General features: G+C 70.7%; 17 protein-coding genes and 3 tRNA genes. 11 read left to right on the top strand and 9 right to left on the bottom strand.

Annotated features, from left to right (window positions below; translation table 11 throughout):
- The first annotated feature begins 109 nt into the window (after positions 1-109).
- Positions 110-4,033 (top strand): ATP-dependent RNA helicase HrpA, encoded by a 3,924-nt coding sequence (gene hrpA / locus AB0O29_RS09325; protein WP_365148542.1) that lies wholly within the window; start codon positions 110-112, stop codon positions 4,031-4,033.
- A gap of 70 nt (positions 4,034-4,103) precedes the next feature.
- Positions 4,104-4,177 (top strand) — tRNA-Asp (locus AB0O29_RS09320).
- A gap of 573 nt (positions 4,178-4,750) precedes the next feature.
- Here AB0O29_RS09320 and bldC read toward each other — a convergent pair.
- Positions 4,751-4,957: a developmental transcriptional regulator BldC gene (gene bldC, locus AB0O29_RS09315; protein WP_003949541.1), complete on the bottom strand. Its 207-nt coding sequence runs from the start codon at positions 4,955-4,957 to the stop codon at positions 4,751-4,753.
- A 610-nt stretch (positions 4,958-5,567) separates the two neighbouring features.
- Positions 5,568-6,437, bottom strand: coding sequence for a hypothetical protein (locus tag AB0O29_RS09310; protein WP_365148539.1), 870 nt, complete (start codon positions 6,435-6,437; stop codon positions 5,568-5,570).
- Between the two features lie 213 nt (positions 6,438-6,650).
- Here AB0O29_RS09310 and AB0O29_RS09305 point away from each other — a divergent pair, with 213 nt between their 5' ends.
- Both AB0O29_RS09305 and AB0O29_RS09300 read left to right on the top strand, forming a co-directional pair.
- Positions 6,651-7,760, top strand: coding sequence for a Glu/Leu/Phe/Val dehydrogenase dimerization domain-containing protein (locus AB0O29_RS09305; RefSeq protein ID WP_365148536.1), 1,110 nt, complete (start codon positions 6,651-6,653; stop codon positions 7,758-7,760).
- Between the two features lie 299 nt (positions 7,761-8,059).
- Positions 8,060-8,317, top strand: a complete 258-nt coding sequence (locus AB0O29_RS09300) for a DUF3073 domain-containing protein (protein WP_365148533.1) — start codon at positions 8,060-8,062, stop codon at positions 8,315-8,317.
- 110 nt (positions 8,318-8,427) lie between these two features.
- Here AB0O29_RS09300 and purM read toward each other — a convergent pair whose 3' ends face one another.
- Together purM and purF are read right to left on the bottom strand one after the other, a co-directional pair.
- Positions 8,428-9,498, bottom strand: coding sequence for a phosphoribosylformylglycinamidine cyclo-ligase (gene purM / locus AB0O29_RS09295; protein WP_365148530.1), 1,071 nt, complete (start codon positions 9,496-9,498; stop codon positions 8,428-8,430).
- A gap of 118 nt (positions 9,499-9,616) precedes the next feature.
- A complete protein-coding gene (gene purF / locus AB0O29_RS09290; RefSeq protein ID WP_365148527.1) occupies positions 9,617-11,134 on the bottom strand; it encodes an amidophosphoribosyltransferase in 1,518 nt (505 codons plus the stop codon).
- A gap of 146 nt (positions 11,135-11,280) precedes the next feature.
- On the opposite strand from purF, the gene AB0O29_RS09285 reads away from it, so the two are divergent.
- Both AB0O29_RS09285 and AB0O29_RS09280 read left to right on the top strand, forming a co-directional pair.
- Positions 11,281-11,376, top strand: coding sequence for a putative leader peptide (locus tag AB0O29_RS09285; protein WP_365148524.1), 96 nt, complete (start codon positions 11,281-11,283; stop codon positions 11,374-11,376).
- A gap of 116 nt (positions 11,377-11,492) precedes the next feature.
- On the top strand, positions 11,493-12,929 hold the full coding sequence (locus tag AB0O29_RS09280; protein ID WP_365148521.1) for a sulfatase-like hydrolase/transferase: 1,437 nt from the start codon (positions 11,493-11,495) through the stop codon (positions 12,927-12,929).
- Between the two features lie 113 nt (positions 12,930-13,042).
- On the opposite strand, the gene AB0O29_RS09275 is transcribed toward AB0O29_RS09280, so the two are convergent.
- The 5 genes from AB0O29_RS09275 to purS form a co-directional block, all read right to left on the bottom strand.
- Positions 13,043-13,540 (bottom strand): META domain-containing protein, encoded by a 498-nt coding sequence (locus AB0O29_RS09275; protein WP_365148518.1) that lies wholly within the window; start codon positions 13,538-13,540, stop codon positions 13,043-13,045.
- Positions 13,541-13,589: 49 nt separating this feature from the next.
- Positions 13,590-14,381 (bottom strand): sterol carrier family protein, encoded by a 792-nt coding sequence (locus AB0O29_RS09270; RefSeq protein WP_365148515.1) that lies wholly within the window; start codon positions 14,379-14,381, stop codon positions 13,590-13,592.
- Positions 14,382-14,475: 94 nt separating this feature from the next.
- Positions 14,476-16,725: a phosphoribosylformylglycinamidine synthase subunit PurL gene (gene purL, locus AB0O29_RS09265; protein ID WP_365148512.1), complete on the bottom strand. Its 2,250-nt coding sequence runs from the start codon at positions 16,723-16,725 to the stop codon at positions 14,476-14,478.
- Positions 16,722-17,402, bottom strand: a complete 681-nt coding sequence (gene purQ / locus AB0O29_RS09260; RefSeq protein WP_365148509.1) for a phosphoribosylformylglycinamidine synthase subunit PurQ — start codon at positions 17,400-17,402, stop codon at positions 16,722-16,724. Before purQ ends, purL begins: the two co-directional genes overlap by 4 nt.
- A gap of 2 nt (positions 17,403-17,404) precedes the next feature.
- The gene (gene purS / locus AB0O29_RS09255; RefSeq protein ID WP_008740952.1) at positions 17,405-17,656 is read right to left on the bottom strand and encodes a phosphoribosylformylglycinamidine synthase subunit PurS; all 252 of its coding nucleotides are present in this window, start codon (positions 17,654-17,656) and stop codon (positions 17,405-17,407) included.
- 321 nt (positions 17,657-17,977) lie between these two features.
- Between purS and AB0O29_RS09250 the strand changes: the two genes are divergently transcribed.
- The 5 genes from AB0O29_RS09250 to AB0O29_RS09230 all read left to right on the top strand — a co-directional run bounded on the left by AB0O29_RS09250 (position 17,978) and on the right by AB0O29_RS09230 (position 20,659).
- Entirely contained in the window at positions 17,978-18,295 is a 318-nt protein-coding gene (locus AB0O29_RS09250; protein WP_365148506.1) for an Lsr2 family protein, read from the top strand.
- 87 nt (positions 18,296-18,382) lie between these two features.
- Positions 18,383-18,454 (top strand) — tRNA-Gly (locus tag AB0O29_RS09245).
- An 81-nt stretch (positions 18,455-18,535) separates the two neighbouring features.
- Positions 18,536-18,608: transfer RNA gene (locus AB0O29_RS09240), tRNA-Gly, on the top strand.
- Between the two features lie 198 nt (positions 18,609-18,806).
- Complete coding sequence (locus AB0O29_RS09235) at positions 18,807-20,051, top strand: histidine kinase (RefSeq protein WP_365148503.1); 1,245 nt, start codon at positions 18,807-18,809, stop codon at positions 20,049-20,051.
- Entirely contained in the window at positions 20,048-20,659 is a 612-nt protein-coding gene (locus tag AB0O29_RS09230; protein ID WP_365148500.1) for a response regulator transcription factor, read from the top strand. Before AB0O29_RS09235 ends, AB0O29_RS09230 begins: the two co-directional genes overlap by 4 nt.

Below are 20,659 nucleotides of genomic sequence, written 5' to 3'. Positions count from 1 at the left end.
GTGGGCCGCCTCTCACTCGCACAACTGGGGGACTCGTCCCGAAATGGTACGGGGAGGGGCACAAATGCGTTCGCCACCCGCCCGGCCCAGGTGAGATCCTCGATCAGGTATGTCTACTTCCTTCGCCGCCCTGCAGACGCTTCTCGGTGAGATCTCCCTCCGGGACGCGCACCGCCTCGGCCGTCGCCTCGAGGGCGCCCGCCGCATCCGCAAGCCCGAGGCCCAGCAGGCCGTGCTCGACGAGATCGCCGCGGAGGCCGAGAAGGCCGCCGCGCGACTGTCCGGCCGTGCCTCGCGCATGCCGGAGGTCACGTATCCCGAGAACCTGCCCGTCAGCCAGAAGAAGGACGAGATCGCCGAGGCGATACGCGACCACCAGGTCGTGATCGTCGCGGGCGAGACCGGCTCCGGGAAGACCACGCAGATCCCCAAGATCTGCATGGAGCTGGGGCGCGGCGTCCGGGGCATGATCGGGCACACCCAGCCCCGCCGGATCGCCGCCCGCACGGTCGCGGAGCGCATCGCGGAGGAGCTGAGGTCCGAGCTCGGCCGGACGGTCGGCTGGAAGGTCCGCTTCACCGACCAGGTGAACCCGGACGAGACCTTCGTGAAGCTGATGACGGACGGCATCCTGCTCGCCGAGATCCAGACGGACCGCGAGCTGCGCGCCTACGACACGATCATCATCGACGAGGCCCACGAGCGGTCCCTGAACATCGACTTCCTGCTCGGCTACCTGGCGACGCTGCTGCCCAAGCGCCCCGACCTGAAGGTCGTCATCACCTCGGCGACCATCGACCCCGAGCGGTTCTCCCGGCACTTCGGCGACGCGCCGATCGTCGAGGTCAGCGGGCGGACGTACCCGGTGGAGGTCCGCTACCGGCCGCTCCTGGAGGAGGACTCCGAGGACGCCGACCGGGACCAGATCACCGCGATCTGCGAGGCCGTCGACGAGCTCCAGGGGGAGGGGCCGGGAGACATCCTGGTGTTCCTCTCCGGCGAGCGCGAGATCCGGGACACGGCGGACGCGCTGGAGAAGCGCAAGCTCCGTTTCACCGAGGTGCTCCCCCTCTACGCCCGGCTCTCGCACGCCGAGCAGCACCGGGTGTTCCAGCAGCACACGGGACGGCGGATCGTCCTGGCGACGAACGTCGCGGAGACCTCCCTGACGGTCCCCGGCATCAAGTACGTGATCGACCCGGGCACGGCCCGCATCTCGCGCTACAGCCACCGCACCAAGGTGCAGCGGCTGCCGATCGAGCGGATCTCGCAGGCCAGCGCCAACCAGCGCAAGGGCCGCTGCGGCCGTACCAGCGACGGCATCTGCATCCGGCTGTACTCCGAGGACGACTTCAACGCCCGTCCGGAGTTCACGGACGCCGAGATCCTGCGGACGAACCTGGCCTCCGTCATCCTCCAGATGACCGCGGCGGGCCTGGGCGAGATCGAGAAGTTCCCCTTCATCGACCCGCCGGACCACCGCAACATCCGCGACGGCGTGCAGCTGCTCCAGGAGCTGGGCGCGCTGGACCCGGCGGAGAAGGATCCGAAGAAGCGGCTCACCCCGATGGGCCGCAAGCTCTCCCAGCTGCCGGTGGACCCGCGGCTGGCCCGCATGGTCGTGGAGGCGGACAAGAACAACTGCGTCCGCGAGGTCATGGTGATCGCGGCGGCGCTGTCGATCCAGGACCCGCGCGAGCGTCCCTCGGACAAGCAGACGCAGGCGGACCAGAACCACGCCCGCTTCAAGGACGAGACGAGCGACTTCCTCTCCTTCCTGAACATGTGGCGCTACGTCCGCGAGCAGCAGAAGGAGCGCGGCTCGTCCTCCTTCCGCCGGATGTGCAAGCAGGAGTACCTGAACTTCCTGCGCATCCGCGAGTGGCAGGACATCTACTCGCAGCTGCGTACGGTCGCCAAGTCGATGGGCATCCACGTCAACGAGGCGGACGCCGCCGAGACGAACGTCCACATCTCGCTGCTGGCCGGCCTGCTGTCGCACATCGGCCTGAAGGACACCGACAAGAACGAGTACCTGGGCGCGCGGTCCGCGAAGTTCGCGATCTTCCCGGGCTCCTCCCTCTTCAAGAAGCAGCCGAAGTTCCTGATGTCGGCGGAGCTGGTGGAGACCTCGCGGCTGTGGGCGCGGGTGAACGCCAAGGTGGAGCCCGAGTGGGTGGAGCCCCTCGCGCAGCACCTGATCAAGCGCACGTACAGCGAGCCGCACTGGGAGAAGGACCAGGCGGCCGTGATGGCGTACGAGAAGGTCACCCTGTACGGGGTGCCGATCGTCGCCCAGCGGAAGATCAACTACGGCCGGATCGACCCCGAGGTCTCGCGCGAGCTGTTCATCCGCAACGCGCTGGTGGAGGGCGACTGGCGCACCCACCACAAGTTCTACGCGGACAACCGCAAGCTGCTGACCGAGGTCGAGGAGCTGGAGAACCGGGCGCGGCGCCGCGACATCGTGGTGGACGACGAGACCCTGTTCGACTTCTACGACCAGCGGATCCCAGAGCACGTGGTCTCGGGGGCGCACTTCGACTCCTGGTGGAAGCACAAGAAGCGCAAGGAGCCGGAACTCCTCGACTTCGAGCGCGAGATGCTGCTGACGGAGAAGGCGGCCGGGGTCACCAAGGCCGACTATCCGGACTCCTGGCGGCAGGGGCAGCTGAAGTTCCGGGTGACGTACCAGTTCGAGCCGGGTGCGGACGCGGACGGCGTGACCGTCCACGTCCCGCTCCACGTGCTGAACCAGGTCACCGAGGAGGGCTTCGACTGGCAGATCCCGGGTCTGCGCGAGGAGGTCGTCACCGAGCTGATCCGCTCGCTGCCGAAGCCGATCCGCCGGCACTACGTGCCCGCGCCGAACTACTCCTCCCGCTTCCTGGAGCGGGCCCCTTCGCTCGGGGAGCCGCTGCCGGTGGCGCTGGCGCGCGAGCTCCAGCGGATGGTGGGGGTGCCGGTCACGGCCGAGGACTTCGACCTGACCCGGATCCCGGAACACCTGAAGATCACCTTCCGGATCGTCGACGAGCGGCGCCGCAACCTCGGCGAGGCCAAGGACCTGGAAGCCCTGCGGCTCCGGCTGAAGCCCAAGGCGCGCCAGGCCCTGTCCAAGGCCGCGGCGGCCACCGCCGAGCGCGCGGGCGGGGAGTCCCTGGAGCGCACGGGACTGACGGACTGGACGATCGGCGCCCTGACGAAGGTCTTCGAGACCCGGCGGGCCGGCCAACCGGTGAAGGCGTACCCGGCGCTGGTGGACGAGGGGACGAGCGTCTCCGTCCGGCTCTTCGACACCGAGGCCGAGCAGCAGCGGGCGATGTGGCTGGGCACCCGGCGGCTGATCCTCCTGAACATCCCGGTGAACCCGGCGAAGTTCGCCTCGGACAAGCTCACCAACCAGCAGAAGCTGGCCCTGTCGCGGAACCCGCACGGCTCCATCCAGGCGCTGTTCGACGACTGCGCGACCGCGGCCACGGACAAGCTGATCGGCGACCACGGCGGCCCGGCCTGGGACGAGGCGGGCTTCCGCCGGCTCTTCGACGCGGTGCGGGCCGACCTGGTGGACACCACCGTGCGCACGGTCGGGCAGGTGCAGCAGGTCCTGGCGGCCTGGCAGGCCTGCGAGCGGCGGCTGAAGGCCACCGGCAGCCTGGCCCTGATGGCGAACGTGGCGGACGTCAAGACGCAGCTGGCGGCGCTGATGCCGGCCGGTTTCGTGACGCTGACCGGGCTGAAGCGGCTGCCGGACCTGATGCGCTACCTGGTGGCGATCGACCGGCGGCTCCAGCAGATGCCGACGGGCGCCCAGCGCGACACCACGCGCATGGAGAAGGTCCACGAGATGCGGGACGAGTACCTGTGGCTGCTGGAGCAGTTGCCGAAGGGCCGGCCCGTGCCGGAGGCGGTCACCGAGATCCGCTGGATGATCGAGGAACTGCGGGTCAGCTACTTCGCGCACGCCCTCGGGACGGCGTATCCGATCTCCGACAAGCGCATCGTGAAGGCGGTGGACGCGCTCGCCCCGTGATCGGGTTCGACCGCACCCCCTGACCTGCTGTACAGTCTGACTCACAGCCGAGCGATCGGCGGTAAGTCAAGGACCTGTGGAGCAGTTGGTTAGCTCGCCACCCTGTCAAGGTGGAGGTCGCGGGTTCAAGTCCCGTCAGGTTCGCAGAAACGTCAGGGCCCGTATCCCCCAGGGGATGCGGGCCCTGACGCGTTGCCGGGTCCGCGGTCCGGCCCCTCCGCGGACGCGCTCCGCCACCTCATGATCACGCGGGGCTCACAACGCCCTGGACGCCCCTCTGAGGGCCCCGGCGGCCCGCCCCGGCCTCACGGGTCACCCCCGCCCCTCACGGCCCCTCCAGAGGGCCCTTCCGAGTTTCGGGGTGCACATCGCCCAGAGGGGAGAAATCCCCCGTTCGTGTGAGGCGTCCTGTGCGGGACATCCCTTTACGTGGTGCATTGCCGGATGTACAAGAGTCATCAGATGTGACGGGAGTCACCACATGAGTTTTTGAGACTCGCACATTTATCGGAGCCCTACGCATGCTCGATTTAATATGTGCAATGGCACCTGCCCGCCGGACCCCTCCCAGGACAAAAAAATCGCGCTGGACCCGGCGGAGTCCAGCGCGATCGACGGCAGTGCCTGTTGGGGCAGGCCCCGCCGCATGAAGCTGTGTGGGTTCATCGGATTGGGGGATCCGATACGCACCCGTTAAAGCGGTGGTGCTGCGGGACCTCAGGCCTCGCTGCGCTGCTGCGGAATTCCCGCGAGCAGTGCGCGAACCTCGGCCTCGCGATAACGGCGGTGTCCACCCAGGGTGCGGATGGACGTGAGCTTGCCGGCCTTGGCCCAGCGGGTAACCGTCTTCGGGTCCACGCGGAACATGGTGGCAACCTCAGCCGGGGTCAGCAGCGGCTCGGCATCAGGGGTGCGAGCGGTCATGAGCGGCCTCCTCGGGAGAACCGAACCATCTCGGTTCTTTCCTCTAAATTCTGCACCTTGGCCCGCGTTGCCCGAAATGGACATACGCAGGCCGAGTCGGTTATAGGACGAACGGCTTGTCCTCGGCACTACAACTACACCATCCGTCCAGCCTCGACGGCCAAACCGATGGAATTGCCCTCCGAGGTGTTCATCAGCGGCGGAAGCCGATGGACCGTCCCATAACGGACAGTCACCCCACTGTGACGATCAGTCACAGAGCGATCAGGAGTCGTCAGACCCCCCATAGAGTGCAATACCGAGCATTCCGCCCTTAGTTGGGCGGAAGGAACCCTCCCCGGACTCCTTGTCCTATTTTGGCATGAGGATAGGGGATGGGCGCAAGGGTGTGGATAGTGCGGTCCGTCACGCTTGAGCCAATGGCCCGGATCGGGACGTAGGTCCTGGAACAAAGACCCTAATACCGTGATCAAGCCCCTGATCTGCGACTTGTGGGCCATTCAGCCGATCATGACCGATACGGGCGATACGCGTAGCGCCCGAACGGGTTCCGAACAGGTACGTCCATGATCTACGCAGACCCCGCCTCCGGAAAGGGTCAAGGCTGCCTCTAGTTCGCGAAAAGTCTCTCCCGCACCACCCTCCAGCGCCGTGCGAGTTCCTCGTGGACCGCCGCCGCCCCCTCCTGGTCCCCCTCCCGCAGGGCCGCGATCCCCTCCGCGAGGTCGCGGGCCGACCGGTCCGCGGCCAGTCCGTCAGCCGGGAGCGCGTGCAGCAGCCCGCCGTAGTCCAGTTCGACCATCGACCTCGGGTGGAACTCCTCCAGCCAGCGGCCGACCTCCGCCAGCCCCTCGGCCAGCGGCCCGTACCCCGGCCACCCCCGCCGCTCCGCCTCGCGCAGCGTCCGCAGCCCCCGCGCCAGCCGGCGCCGCGCCTGCACCATCGGCGTCCGGTACCGCAGCAGCTCCCCCGGCAGGTACTCCCGCTCCTCGTCCCCCACCAGCACGAACCAGCGCAGCGGCACCTGCCACACCCCGGTGCGGATCCACGGGCGCGCGTCGGGGTTCCGCTCCCGCCAGGCCTCGTACTCGGCGGCGGCCCGCCGGCGCGTGGACGGGGGCAGCGCCGCGTCCAGCACCGGCGCCGGGAAGTTCGCCGCCAGCTCCTCCAGCGCCAGCCAGCCGCGCAGCCGCGTCCGCCACGGACAGACCAGCAGCACCCCGTCCAGCTCGGCGGTGAAGGCGTCCCCGCTCTCGTGGGCCGGCACCCCGACCACGGGGACCCGGACCAAATCGGACAGGGAGCGGCGCAGTTCGTCCTGGGCGGTCGGCGCGGTCCCGCGCCGGGCGTACGCCGCCCAGTGCGTGCGCTCCGGTTCGGGGAAGGAGGCCAGGGGCTCGTAGACCCTCAGGTAGGAGGCGTACGGGACCGTCGGCGCGGGCCGCGCGGACGGCGGCCGGAGGTCGGGGGATTCGCTCACCCCCTCGTCCTCCCCGCTTCGGGGGCCCGGTTCACCTCCAACTCGCGGGCGGTGGGCGGGAGGCGGGGAGCCGGGCGGAAACCCGGGAGTGTTCCGATCCCCGGACAAGGGGTACCGGCGCCCGCCACAGGTCTTACTCTGCTCCCAGTGCGCCCTCCCCCACCCGCAGGGCGGGCGTCTTTCCGCCGCATCTCTTCCATGGGAGTCACCACCGTGACCGAAATGACCGACGGCGTCCTGCACACCCTGTTCCGCAGTGAGCAGGGCGGCCACGAGCAAGTCGTGCTGTGCCAGGACCGGGCCACCGGACTCAAGGCCGTCATCGCCATCCACTCCACCGCCCTGGGCCCCGCCCTCGGCGGTACGCGCTTCCACGCGTACGCCTCCGACGAGGAGGCCGTCCGTGACGCGCTGAACCTCTCGCGCGGCATGTCGTACAAGAACGCCCTCGCCGGTCTCGACCTCGGCGGCGGCAAGGCCGTGATCATCGGCGACCCCTCCGTCCTGAAGAGCGAGGAACTCCTGCTGGCCTACGGCCGCTTCGTGGAGTCCCTGGGCGGCCGCTACGTCACCGCCTGCGACGTCGGCACGTACGTGGCCGACATGGACGTCGTCGCCCGCGAGACCCGCTGGGCCACCGGCCGCTCCCCCGAGAACGGCGGCGCCGGCGACTCCTCGGTGCTCACCGCGTTCGGCGTCTTCCAGGGCATGCGCGCCAGCGCCCAGCACCTGTGGGGCGACCCGACCCTGCGCGGCCGCAAGGTCGGCGTCGCGGGCGTCGGCAAGGTCGGCCGGCACCTGGTCGAGCACCTGCTGGAGGACGGCGCGGAGGTCGTGATCACGGACGTCCGCGAGGAGTCCGTCCGCGAGATCCTCGACAAGCACCCCGGCGGCAAGGTCTCGGCCGTCGCCGACACCGAGGCCCTCATCCGCACCGAGGGGCTCGACATCTACGCCCCCTGCGCGCTGGGCGGCGCCCTCAACGACGCCTCCGTCCCGGTGCTCACGGCCACGGTCGTGTGCGGCGCGGCGAACAACCAGCTGGCCCACCCGGGCGTGGAGAAGGACCTCGCGGACCGCGGGATCCTCTACGCCCCGGACTACGTGGTCAACGCGGGTGGCGTGATCCAGGTCGCCGACGAGCTGCACGGCTTCGACTTCGACCGGTGCAAGGCCAAGGCCTCGAAGATCTTCGACACCACCCTGGCCATATTCGCACGTGCGAAGGATGACGGGATCCCGCCGGCCGCCGCGGCCGACCGGATCGCCGAGCAGCGGATGGCCGACGCCCTCGCCGCCCGCGCCGCGGCCCGCACGGCATAGCCCCACCGGGGTCCGGCCGGACCCCCGCCGGTGACCCGCCGGAGCGCGGCGAGACGGAACTCACTGCGCTTCGGCGGGTCGGCGGCCAGGAAAGCGTTAAAATCGCAGCTGACCAGCGAGTACGGGGTGTCCCGCTGGTTCTGTGGAGAGGCACGTCATGCGGGCGGCGTACCGTATGGCCGCGGAAGCAGGTACCGTTAAACCCCTACGGACGGTCTCTCCACGGAGAGCCCGCTCCGAACCATGAACGCGTGTCAGACTCTGGGGCCGTCGAGCCCCGTCACCGAGGGGGTCGAGCCATGGGGCGCGGCCGGGCCAAGGCCAAGCAGACAAAGGTCGCCCGCCAGCTGAAGTACAACAGCGGCGGGACTGACCTCTCGCGTCTGGCCAATGAGCTGGGCGCATCGCCGACAGAGCCGCTGATCAGCGCGCCGGTCGAAGTCGATGACGATCTGGACGACGACGACCCGTACGCCAAGTACGCGGATCTCTACGACGATGACGACGAGGACGAGGACGAAGAGTCCGGTCCGACGGCGCACCGTCGCGGGGCTTGACGCACAGCACCTCTGCGTGAGCGTCTGCACAGCCCAGCTCTTGCTGGCTGAAAGCTGAAAATGCCGAAACCCGGTCCAGGGCCATGCCCCGGACCGGGTTTTAGCGCTGCTCAGACCGCGTAGTCGCCGGTCAGGGTCGCACCCTCGGTGTGGTCGCCCCGGTCCAGGATCTCGCCGGCGACCCAGGCCTCGACGCCCCGGTCGGCCAGCGCGGTCAGGGCCACGTCCACCGACTCCTGCGGGACCACGGCCATCATGCCGACGCCCATGTTCAGGGTCTTCTCCAGCTCCAGCCGCTCGACGTCCCCGGCCTTGCCGACCAGGTCGAAGACCGCGCCCGGGGTCCAGGTGGAGCGGTCGACGGTGGCGTGCAGGTGGTCCGGGATGACGCGGGCCAGGTTCGCGGCGAGGCCGCCGCCGGTGATGTGCGAGTACGCGTGGACCTCGGCCGTGCGGGTGAGGGCCATGCAGTCCAGCGAGTAGATCTTGGTCGGCTCCAGCAGCTCCTCGCCGAGGGTCCGGCCGAGCTCCTCGACGTGCCGGTCGAGGGACATGCCCGCGCGGTCGAGGAGGACGTGCCGGACGAGCGAGTACCCGTTCGAGTGAAGGCCGGACGAGGCCATCGCGATGACGGCGTCCCCCGTACGGATGCGATCGGCGCCCAGGAGGCGGTCGTACTCCACCACGCCGGTGCCGGCGCCCGCGACGTCGAAGTCGTCCGGTCCGAGCAGGCCCGGGTGCTCGGCGGTCTCGCCGCCGACCAGGGCGCAGCCGGCGAGGACGCAGCCCTCGGCGATGCCCTTGACGATGGCCGCGACGCGCTCGGGGTGGACCTTGCCGACGCAGATGTAGTCCGTCATGAAGAGCGGCTCGGCACCGCAGACGACGATGTCGTCCATGACCATGGCGACCAGGTCGTGGCCGATCGTGTCGTACACGCCCATCTGGCGGGCGATGTCCACCTTGGTGCCGACGCCGTCCGTCGCCGAGGCCAGCAGGGGGCGCTCGTAGCGCTTGAGGGCGGAGGCGTCGAAGAGGCCGGCGAAGCCGCCGAGGCCGCCGAGGACCTCGGGGCGCTGCGTCTTCTTCACCCACTCCTTCATGAGCTCGACGGCGCGGTCTCCCGCTTCGATGTCGACGCCGGCGGCTGCGTAGCTGGCACCGGTGGTCTTCTCTGTCATGACAGGCGAGAGCTTTCGTGTCGTTGCTGCGTGTGGTGCCGGGCCCCGGGAGAAGCCTCAAAGACAGGGCTCGGCGCAGGTGGAGCCGGGCCGGCCCGTGGCGGGCCGGCCCACGGGCCTACGGCCGGCGGAGCGCGTCGGCGGCGTCGGTGCCGCCCGCGAGCTCGCTCTCCAGGAGCTGCTTGCCCAGGAGCTGCGGGTCGGGCAGCTCCATGGGGTACTCGCCGTCGAAGCAGGCACGGCAGAGGTTGGGCTTCTGGATGGTGGTCGCCTCGATCATCGAGTCGAGCGAGATGTACGAGAGCGAGTCCGCGCCCAGCGACGTGGCGATCTCGTCGACCGTCATGCCGTTGGCGATCAGCTCGGCCCGGGTGGCGAAGTCGATGCCGAAGAAGCACGGCCACTTCACCGGCGGCGAGGAGATCCGGATGTGGACCTCGGCCGCGCCGGCCTCGCGGAGCATCTTCACGAGGGCGCGCTGGGTGTTGCCGCGGACGATCGAGTCGTCGACGACGACGAGGCGCTTGCCCCGGATGACTTCCTTGAGCGGGTTGAGCTTGAGGCGGATGCCGAGCTGGCGGATCGTCTGCGAGGGCTGGATGAAGGTCCGGCCGACGTAGGCGTTCTTGACCAGGCCGGAGCCGTACGGGATCCCGCTGGCCTCCGCGTAGCCGACGGCGGCGGGCGTGCCGGACTCCGGCGTCGCTATCACCAGGTCGGCGTCGACCGGGGCCTCCTTGGCGAGGCGCCGGCCCATCTCGACGCGCGAGAGGTAGACGTTGCGGCCGGCGATGTCGGTGTCCGGGCGCGCCAGGTAGACGTACTCGAACACGCAGCCCTTGGGCTTCGCTTCCGCGAAGCGCGAGGTGCGCAGGCCGTTCTCGTCGATCGCGATGAGCTCGCCCGGCTCGACCTCGCGGACGAAGCTGGCGCCGCAGATGTCGAGGGCGGCGGTCTCGCTCGCGACCACCCAGCCGCGCTCCAGGCGGCCGAGGACCAGCGGGCGGATGCCCTGCGGGTCACGGGCGGTGTAGAGGGTTCCCTCGTCCATGAAGACCAGCGAGAAGGCGCCCTTGACCTGCGGGAGGACCTTGGCGGCCGACTCCTCGATGGTCAGGGGCCTGCCCTCGTCGTCGGTCTGGCCGGCGAGCAGGGCGGTCACCAGGTCGGTGTCGTTGGTGGCCGCCACCTGGGTGGCGCGGCCGTCCTGACGGGGGAGGTCGGCGACCATCTCGGCGAGCTCGGCGGTGTTCACCAGGTTGCCGTTGTGACCCAGGGCAATGGAGCCGTGGGCGGTCGCCCGGAAGGTGGGCTGAGCGTTCTCCCAGACGGAGGCTCCGGTGGTCGAGTAGCGGGCGTGACCGACCGCGATATGACCTTGGAGGGATCCGAGGGAGGTTTCGTCGAAGACCTGGGACACGAGGCCCATGTCCTTGAAGACGAGGATCTGGGAACCGTTGCTCACAGCGATTCCCGCGGACTCTTGTCCGCGGTGCTGCAGTGCATACAGTCCGAAGTAGGTGAGCTTGGCGACCTCTTCACCCGGAGCCCAGACACCGAAGACGCCGCAAGCGTCCTGGGGGCCCTTCTCGCCGGGGAGCAGGTCGTGGTTGAGTCGTCCATCACCACGAGGCACGCCCCCGAGTGTAGGCGAGATCGACCACTGGTCCGAATTGGGGATGGCCGGGAAATGTCACAGCACAGAGGGTGACGGGATGCCTCCGTCTCGCTATTCGATCTTTTGTTGACATCTACGAGTGAATTCGTACAGGCTCTCGCCCCATGCAGCCCCTCGGTGACCGTGCCGTCACCCTCGTCGAGCGCCGACACGTTGACCTGGTCCGTGTCGCGAGCGCCATGTGTCGCTGTTTCGCGTAGCCGCAACTCTTCTTCCCCTTTTCACATTTCCGCCTCGCCCCGGCCTGCCCCGCCGCGCCGCGCGCCGTCCCGCGCCCCGCCGGCGGCGGGCGGGCGAGCCGCGCCTTGGAGTACTCGTGTCTTCGCACAACAGCAAGCTGTCCCGCCGTGCCTTCGGCGGCGCCGTCGGAGCGACCGCGGCGGTCGCCGCGGCGGGGCTGGGAGCGGTTCCCGCCGAGGCCGCCGACCGGTCCGCCGACGCCCGTGAGGCCGCTCCCGGGGAGCGTGACTTCCGGGCCGCCCGCGAGCGCCGCTCGCGCCGCCCGAACATCCTGTTCATCCTGGGAGACGACCTCGGCTGGGCCGACCTGTCCTCGTACGGCTCCCCGCACATCAAGACCCCGAACCTGGACCGGCTCGCCCGCCAGGGGGTCCGGTTCACCGACGCCTACTCGGGCTCCGCGACCTGCTCCCCGACCCGCTTCAGCCTCTACACCGGGCGCTACCCGGCCCGTACGAAGGGCGGGCTGGCCGAGCCGATCGCGGACAGGTCGGTCGGCCTGGACCCGACGCACCCGACGCTGGCCTCGCTGCTGCGGGGGGCCGGGTACGCCACCGCCCTGATCGGCAAGTGGCACGCGGGCTACCTGCCGGACTACAGCCCGACCAAGTCGGGCTGGGAGGAGTTCTTCGGGAACTTCGGCGGGGCGCTGGAGTACTACTCCAAGCTGGGCCTGGGCGGCGAGTACGACCTGTACGAGGGCGACGCCGAGTACAAGGACCTGCGCTACTACACGAGGATCATCACGGAGCGGGCGAGCGAGTACGTCTCCCGCGACCACCACGGGAAGCCGTGGCTGCTGAACCTGAACTTCACCACCCCGCACTGGCCGTGGATAGCCGACGGTGACACCGCGGAGAGCGCCGAGATCGTCCGGCGGATCAAGGCGGGCGACGCCCGGGCGCTGTGGCACCAGGACGGCGGCTCGGTGGAGAAGTACAAGCAGATGGTGGAGGACCTGGACCGCTCGGTGGGCAAGGTGCTGGACGCGCTGCGGCGCTCGGGCCAGGAGGAGGACACCCTCGTCGTCTTCGGCAGCGACAACGGCGGCGAGCGCTTCTCGTACAACTGGCCCCTCTCCGGCAACAAGGCCTCCCTCCAGGAGGGGGGGATCCGGGTGCCGAACATCCTGCGCTGGCCCGCCCGGATCGACGGCGGCCAGGTCAGCCGGGTCCCCGTGTTCAGCCCCGACTGGACGGCGACCCTGCTGGAGCTGGCCGGGACCCGGCCGCACCCGGCGTACCCGCTGGACGGGGTGAGCCTGGCCGGGTACCTGCTGCGCGGGGAGCGGCCGGCCGAGCGGGACCTGTTCTGGCGGGTGCGCGGGGAGCGGGCGCTGCGGCGCGGGAACTGGAAGTACTACCGGGGCAAGTCGGGCCGCGACCAGCTGTTCGACCTGGCCGGGGACCTGCGCGAGCAGGCCGACCGGGCGGCGGCGGAGCCGGCCCGGCTGGCCGAGCTGAGGACGGCCTGGGAGCGGACGGACGCGGGGCTGCTCCCGTACCCGTCCTGACCGGACGCGGGGCCGGTCCCCCGGCCGGGTCCCTGACCGGCCTCCCGGTCGGCCCCCGGCCGGTCTCGCGGTCGGTCTCGCGGTCGGCCTCGCGGCCGGTCTCGCGGCCGGTCTCATTCGGCCGCCGAGCCCGCCTCCGCCGTCAGGGACCTGCCGTCGGCGGCGGTGAGGGTGAGGGTGCGGCCCCGGACCTGCCAGGTGAGCGGGCCCGCGGCGAACAGCCCGGTCAGGGTCCGCTCGACCTCGCCGGGCGGGCCCTCGCAGGCCATCCGGGTGCTGGTCAGCGGCCCGAAGGTGACGCTGGGTCCCGCGACGGCGGCCCCGGCGCTGAACCGGTTGCAGCCGAGGCTGCCGCCGGCGGTGCCGTCGGGGGCGAGGGCGAACCGGGCCCGGCCGGCCGCCCCGGCGGGGACCGGGACCCCGGACAGGGCGGTCACCGTCCACTCCGTCACGGTCAGCGGGGCGTCGGCCGCCGGGGGCGTGGCGGAGGCCGGTGCGGGCATCGGGGTGTCGGTCCCGCTCGGGGTCCCGGCGCAGCCGGCCAGGGCCAGGACGAAGACGAGGACCAGCCCGCCCGCGGCGGCCCCCCGGGGGTGCCTGAGGATGCGCATGCCCCTGGGACGGCCCGGACCCCCGGCGGGTTCCCCCCAGCCCATCGGCTCAGCTCATCAGCGGCAGCAGCCCGGACAGGTCGGCCCGCTCACCGCTCGCGCTGACCCGCGCCGCGTCCAGGGCCTCGGCCCAGCCGGTGCGGCCCGTCGCGAGCCGGAGCCAGGTCAGCGGGTCGGTCTCGACCACGTTGGGCGGGGTGCCCCGGGTGTGCCGGGGCCCCTCGACGCACTGGACCACCGCGAAGGGCGGGATCCGCACCTCCACCGAGCCGCCGGGCGCCTTCACGGCGAGGGCGTCGGCGAGCAGCCGGGTGCAGGCGGCGAGGGCCTGCCGGTCGACGGGGACGTCCAGGCCGGTGGCCCGGTTCAGGTCGTCGGTGTGCACCACGAGCTCCACGGTCCGGGTGACCAGGAAGTCGGCGAGGGTCATGTCCCCGATCCACAGGTCCATCACCCGGCTGCCGGGGTTCGCCTCCAGGGCCGCGGCCATCCGCGCGCCCGCCCGCTCGAACAGCTCGGCGACCGGGGCGCCGGACAGGGTCTCCCGGGCGGCCTCGGAGATCTTCCCGGCGAGGGAGGCGGTGGCGAAGGGCCACTCGACGGCGCTCAGCTCGGCGACGGCGGCCGGCGGCCGGGCCAGCCCCCCGGCCAGCGAGTCCGCGATCCAGGCGATGTGCCCGGCGAGCTCCCCGACGCTCCACTCCCCGACCCCGCTGGGCCGCGCCAGCTCCTCGGGCCCCAAGTCCCTTACTGCGCGGGCGACATGACCGAACTGGGCGGTGACGGCCGCGCGGATCCTCGCGTCGTCGTAGCTGCGCTGCTTCTTCTTGGCGGGCGACATGACCCGACCCTACTGGGGCGCCCCGCGACGGCGCCGACATGCCGGGGCCCCGCCCGCACACCGTGCGGACGGGGCCTCGTACGACCGGGGGCGATCAGGCCAGCAGACCGGGGATGGTCGCCTCGTGCGCCTCGCGGAGTTCCGCCAGGGGGAGGGTGAACTCGCCCTGGACCTCGATCTCCTCGCCGTCCACCACGCCGATGCGGGTGGCCGGCAGGCCCCGCGCGCCGCACATGTCGGTGAAGCGGAGCTCCTCGCTGCGCGGGACCGCCACGATGGCGCGGCCCGCGGACTCGGAGAACAGGAAGGTGAAGGCGTCCAGGCCCTCGGGGACGACGATCCGCGCGCCGTTGCCGCCCTTGAGGCAGGACTCGGTGAGCGCCTGGATCACGCCGCCGTCGGACAGGTCGTGCGCCGCGTCGACCATGCCGTCGCGGGACGCCGAGATCAGGATCTCGCCGAGCAGCTTCTCGCGGCCCAGGTCCACCTTGGGCGGCAGGCCGCCGAGGTGGCCGTGGACGACCTGGGACCAGGCCGAGCCGCCGAACTCCTCGGAGGTGTCGCCCAGCAGGTACAGCAGCTGGCCGGCCTCCCCGAACGCCATCGGCGTGCGGCGGTTGACGTCGTCGATGACGCCGAGGACCGCCACGACCGGGGTCGGGTGGATCGCGACGTCGCCCGTCTGGTTGTAGAGGGAGACGTTGCCGCCGGTGACCGGGGTGCCCAGCTCCAGGCAGCCGTCCGCGAGACCGCGGGTGGCCTCGGCGAACTGCCACATGACGTCCGGGTCCTCGGGGGAGCCGAAGTTCAGGCAGTTGGAGATCGCCAGGGGCTTCGCGCCGGTCGCGGCGACGTTGCGGTACGACTCCGCCAGCGCCAGCTGCGCGCCCGCGTACGGGTCGAGCTTGGCGTAGCGGCCGTTGCCGTCGGTGGACATGGCGACGCCGAGGTTGGACTCCTCGTCGATGCGGACCATGCCCGCGTCCTCGGGCTGCGCCAGGACGGTGTTGCCCTGGACGAAGCGGTCGTACTGGTCGGTGACCCAGGACTTGGAGGCCTGGTTCGGGGAGGAGACCAGGGCCAGGACCTGCGCGCGGAGCTCCTCGGAGGTCTGCGGGCGGGGCAGCAGGCCCGCGTCGTCGGCCTGGAGGGCGTCCTGCCAGGAGGGACGGGCGTACGGGCGCTCGTAGACCGGGCCCTCGTGGGCGACGGTGCCCGGGGGCACGTCCACGATCTGCTCGCCGTGCCAGAAGATCTCCAGGCGCTCGCCGTCGGTCACCTCACCGATGACGGTGGCGATGACGTCCCACTTCTCGCAGATCTCCATGAAGCGGTCGACGTACTGCGGCTCGACGATCGCGCACATGCGCTCCTGCGACTCGCTCATGAGGATCTCCTCGGGCGAGAGCGTCGCGTCGCGCAGCGGGACGGTGTCCAGCTCGACCCGCATGCCGCCGGAACCGGCCGAGGCCAGCTCGCTCGTGGCGCAGGAGAGCCCGGCGCCGCCGAGGTCCTGGATGCCGGCGACCAGCTTCTCCTTGAAGATCTCCAGGGTGCACTCGATGAGGAGCTTCTCCTGGAAGGGGTCGCCGACCTGGACCGCCGGGCGCTTGGTCGGCTTGGTGTCGTCGAAGGTCTCGGACGCGAGGACCGAGACGCCGCCGATGCCGTCGCCGCCGGTGCGGGCGCCGTAGAGGATGACCTTGTTGCCGGGGCCGGAGGCCTTGGCGAGGTGGATGTCCTCGTGCTTCATCACGCCGATGCAGCCGGCGTTGACCAGCGGGTTGCCCTGGTAGCACTCGTCGAAGACGACCTCGCCGCCGATGTTGGCCAGGCCCAGGCAGTTGCCGTAGCCGCCGATGCCCGCGACCACGCCCGGCAGGACGCGCTTGGTGTCGGGGTGGTCGGCCGCGCCGAAGCGCAGCGGGTCGACGACGGCGACCGGGCGGGCGCCCATGGCGAGGATGTCGCGGACGATGCCGCCGATGCCGGTGGCCGCGCCCTGGTAGGGCTCGATGTACGACGGGTGGTTGTGCGACTCGACCTTGAAGGTGACCGCGTAGCCCTGGCCGACGTCGACGACGCCGGCGTTCTCGCCGATGCCGACGAGCATGGCGTCGTTCTCCGGGACCTTCTCGCCGAACTGGCGCAGGTGGACCTTGCTGCTCTTGTACGAGCAGTGCTCGGACCACATGACGGAGTACATGGCCAGCTCGGCGCCGGTGGGGCGGCGGCCGAGGATCTCGCGGATGCGGGCGTACTCGTCCTCCTTGAGGCCGAGTTCCTTCCAGGGCTGCGAGGCGTCCGGGGTCTCCGTCGCGTTCTTGACCGTGTCGAGGCTCATGCGTTGACCAGCTTCTTCAGGACCGAGGTGAAGAACGGGAGGCCGTCGGTGCGGCCCGTCCCGATCAGCGGCTCGACCGCGTGCTCGGGGTGCGGCATGAGGCCGACGACGTTGCCCTCGGCGTTGGTGATGCCGGCGATGTCGCGCAGCGAGCCGTTGGGGTTGACGTCCAGGTACCGGAAGGCCACTCGGCCCTCGGCCTCCAGTTCGTCGAGCGTGCGCTCGTCGGCTACGTACCGGCCGTCCATGTTCTTGAGCGGGACGGAGATCTCCTGGCCGGCGGTGTAGTCGCCGGTCCACGCGGTGTCCGCGTTCTCCACCCGCAGCTTCTGGTCGCGGCAGATGAAGTGGAGGTGGTTGTTGCGGAGCATCGCCCCCGGCAGCAGGTGGGCCTCGGTGAGGACCTGGAAGCCGTTGCAGATGCCGAGGACGGGCATGCCGCCCCTGGCCTGCTCGATGATGGTCTCCATCACCGGCGAGAAGCGGGAGATGGCCCCGGCGCGCAGGTAGTCCCCGTAGGAGAAGCCGCCCGCGAGGACGACCGCGTCGACCTGGTGCAGGTCCTTGTCGCGGTGCCACAGCGAGACCGGCTCGGCCCCCGCGAGGCGGACGGCGCGCAGCGAGTCACGGTCGTCGAGCGTTCCGGGGAACGTGACGACACCGATGCGAGTGGTCACCGTCAGGCCTCGACCTTCACGGTGAAGTCTTCGATGACGGTGTTGGCGAGGAACGTTTCGGCCATCTTGTGGATGCGGTCGAGGGCGGCCTGGTCGACCGGTCCCTCCACTTCCAGTTCGAAGCGCTTCCCCTGGCGGACGTCGGCGATCCCCTCGAAGCCCAGGCGCGGCAGTGCACGCTGCACCGCCTGGCCCTGGGGGTCGAGGATCTCCGGCTTGAGCATGACGTCGACTACGACGCGTGCCACTGGCACTCCCGATGAGGTGGTTGGTGCAAGGCGGTTCCCTCAGCGTACCCGTCCGAAATTTCTACGCGGGTAGATATCGGGCGGCGGGGATCCCGGGCCCGTTTCGGCTTCACCAACGCTTCGCAAAATCCACCGGAAAACCACGCGCCCGGGATTGCGGCGGGACACGCGGGAGGAATTAACTGGGCTTCGCAATTCAATGGGAATCGCGGTACAAAGGAAACAGCCGGGATTCCTACGGTTTGACGCATTCCACCGAAACATCCACACAGGCGACATCACCGCACGTCAGCACGCGCGGCGACGCGCACGAAGGGACCGATATCCGTGGCGCAGCGCGTAGTAGTCACGATCTCCGACGACCTCGACGGCGGGGAAGCGGCGGAAACGGTGACGTTCGCCCTGGACGGTAAGTCCTACGAGATCGACCTCAATGTGGCGAACGCAAAGAAACTGCGGAAGGGCCTGGCCCCCTTCGTCGCCGCCGGCCGCCGCCAGTCCCGCTCGGGCAAGGCCTTCAAGCACACCTCCGTGGCCCCCGACCCGGCGGTCGTCCGGGCCTGGGCGCGCTCCAACGGGCACGACGTCCCCCCGCGGGGGCGCATCCCGAAGGCCGTCTACGCGGCCTACAACGAAGCCCACTGACCCCGGATTTGCCATGCACCCCCTCCGATCGGCTAGTGTGTGGATCACGCCGAGGGGCCAGGCCGAAAAGCCGGGAACCGAAGTCGTGCGGGTGTAGTTCAGTAGCAGAACACCCCCCTTCCAGGGGGGAGGCGCAGTGTGCAATCCCTGTCACCCGCTCTGCATCGCTTTACCGACCACGGTTGTGGATCAGGTAGAGTGAGGCACACAGTGAACGGCCCACAAGCCGTCGCTGCGCTTGCGGACGTAGCTCAGTTGGTAGAGCACCACCTTGCCAAGGTGGATGTCGCGCGTTCGAGTCGCGTCGTCCGCTCAGATGACAAAGGCCCCGATCTTCGGATCGGGGCCTTTGTCGTTGGCCCACGTCCCGATGACAAATGTCATCGCCGCTCATGACAGCGCGCACTGCTCCCCCGCCCGGACCGCCGCGAGGCTTGGAGCATGCTGTCCAACGGCGCTTCCGCCGGGAACCGCGCCGTTGGACCAGAGGCAAGAGCCGGGGGTAGGGGCCGTGTCGAAACTGACCGGGTGGTGGAAGAACCGCAGCAGTGCGGGCAAGGTCGAGGTGTACACGCGCTGGTCGTTCCACTTCTTCGTGCTGGTGGAGATCGTCTCCTTCGGGTCGATGGCCTTCACCGTCCGCGACCCCTCCTCGCCGGGGCCGCTGGCGCCGTCGGTGGCGGCCTTCGTGGTGGTCTGCGCGCACTCCGTCCTCGTCGGGTTCCTCTCCTCCCGGGCCCTGGACTTCGTCACCGGCCGCCGTGAACGGCCGGTGCGGTTCGCGGTCGTCACCTCGGTGCTGACCGCCGCGGCCGTCCTGCTGTTCCTGTGCCTGCGCCGGTTCGCCGGGCTCCCCGATGCGGCGGCCCCCGGACTGGCGGTCGGGGTGAGCTGCTTCGGCTGCGGATCGCTGGTGCTGACCCTGGAGCGGGTCCGGCACATGGCCTACGTCCCCCCGGCCGCGGCCGCGGGGACGGCGGCGGCCGTCGCCGCGCTGGGCCTGTCGCTGAACGAGGTCGTCGGGTACTTCCTCGGGATCCTGATCACCTGCGCCTTCCTCGCCTTCACCTGCGGGTTCTCCGGATGGCTGCTGCGCACCGTCTACGAGCTCGACCGCGCCCGGGAGATCCAGGCCCGGCTGGCGGTCGCGGAGGAACGGCTGCGGTTCGGGCGGGACCTGCACGACGTGATGGGCCGCAACCTGGCGGTCATCGCCCTCAAGAGCGAGCTGGCGGTGCAGCTGGCCCGGCGCGAACGCCCCGAGGCCGTCGACCAGATGATCGAGGTGCAGCGGATCGCGCGCGAGTCGCAGATGGAGGTGCGCGACGTGGTGCGCGGCTACCGGGAGGCGGACCTCGCGGTGGAACTGGAGGGCGCCCGCGGGGTGCTGAGCGCGGCCGGGATGGACTGCCGGGTCGAGCTCTCCACTCCCGCGCGGGGGCTGCCGGCCGAGGTGCAGTCGGCGCTCGGCTGGGTGGTCCGCGAGGCGACCACGAACGTACTGCGGCACGGGGACGCCCGCAGCTGCCTGATCCGGCTGACGGACCGGGAGGCCGCGGGCACCCTGACGCTGCTGGTGGAGAACGACGGGGTGCCCGAGGCACCCGCCGGACCGCCCGGATCCGGGCTCGCGGGACTGCGGGAGCGGCTCGCGGCCGTGGACGGGACCCTGCACGCGGGACCGGCCGGCGGCGGCCGGTTCCGGCTGCGGGCCGAGATACCGCTGGACGCACGACGAACGGAGGTGCGGGCGTGAACCCCGTACGGGTACTTCTGGCCGATGACGAGCACCTGATCCGGGGGGCGCTGGCCGCCCTGCTGGGACTGGAGGACGATCTCGCGGTCGTCGCCGAGGCGGCCTCCGGGCCGGAGGCGCTCGCCATGGCGCGCGCGCACCGGCCGGACGTGGCGGTGCTGGACCTCCAGATGCCGGGGGCGGACGGTGTGAGCGTCGCCACGTCCCTGCGGGCGGAACTGCCCGACTGCAAGGTCATGATCGTGACCAGCCACGGCCGTCCCGGGCATCTGAAGCGGGCCCTCGCGGCGGGGGTGCGGGCCTTCGCCCCGAAGACGGTCTCGGCGCAGCGGCTGGCCGAGCTGATCCGCACCGTGCACGCCGGAGGCCGTTACGTGGACCCGGAGTTGGCGGCCGACGCGATCAGCGCGGGGGACTCCCCGCTGACGGCCCGCGAGGCGGAGGTGCTGGAACTCGCGGCCGACGGGGCGCCCATCGCGGAGATCGCGGAGCGGGCCTCGCTGTCCCAGGGAACGGTGCGGAACTACCTCTCCTCGGCGGCCATGAAGCTGGGCGCGGAGAACCGGCACACGGCAGTGCGTCTCGCCCGGTCCCGAGGTTGGGTATAG

This window comes from Streptomyces sp. NPDC089915 (assembly GCF_040684675.1).
Lineage (GTDB): Bacteria > Actinomycetota > Actinomycetes > Streptomycetales > Streptomycetaceae > Streptomyces.
The sequence above is the reverse complement of the archived record's forward strand: the minus strand, read 5'-3'. Positions and strand labels throughout refer to the sequence as shown.

What these genes read in the sequence shown, in the direction of transcription:
- hrpA (WP_365148542.1), top strand. Translation starts at nt 110, where the DNA reads ATGTCTACTTCCTTCGCCGCCCTGCAGACGCTTCTCGGTGAGATCTCC.
- bldC (WP_003949541.1), bottom strand. Translation starts at nt 4,957, where the DNA reads ATGACCGCTCGCACCCCTGATGCCGAGCCGCTGCTGACCCCGGCTGAG.
- AB0O29_RS09300 (WP_365148533.1), top strand. Translation starts at nt 8,060, where the DNA reads ATGGGGCGCGGCCGGGCCAAGGCCAAGCAGACAAAGGTCGCCCGCCAG.
- purM (WP_365148530.1), bottom strand. Translation starts at nt 9,498, where the DNA reads ATGACAGAGAAGACCACCGGTGCCAGCTACGCAGCCGCCGGCGTCGAC.
- AB0O29_RS09285 (WP_365148524.1), top strand. Translation starts at nt 11,281, where the DNA reads ATGCAGCCCCTCGGTGACCGTGCCGTCACCCTCGTCGAGCGCCGACAC.
- AB0O29_RS09275 (WP_365148518.1), bottom strand. Translation starts at nt 13,540, where the DNA reads ATGCGCATCCTCAGGCACCCCCGGGGGGCCGCCGCGGGCGGGCTGGTC.
- AB0O29_RS09270 (WP_365148515.1), bottom strand. Translation starts at nt 14,381, where the DNA reads ATGTCGCCCGCCAAGAAGAAGCAGCGCAGCTACGACGACGCGAGGATC.
- purL (WP_365148512.1), bottom strand. Translation starts at nt 16,725, where the DNA reads ATGAGCCTCGACACGGTCAAGAACGCGACGGAGACCCCGGACGCCTCG.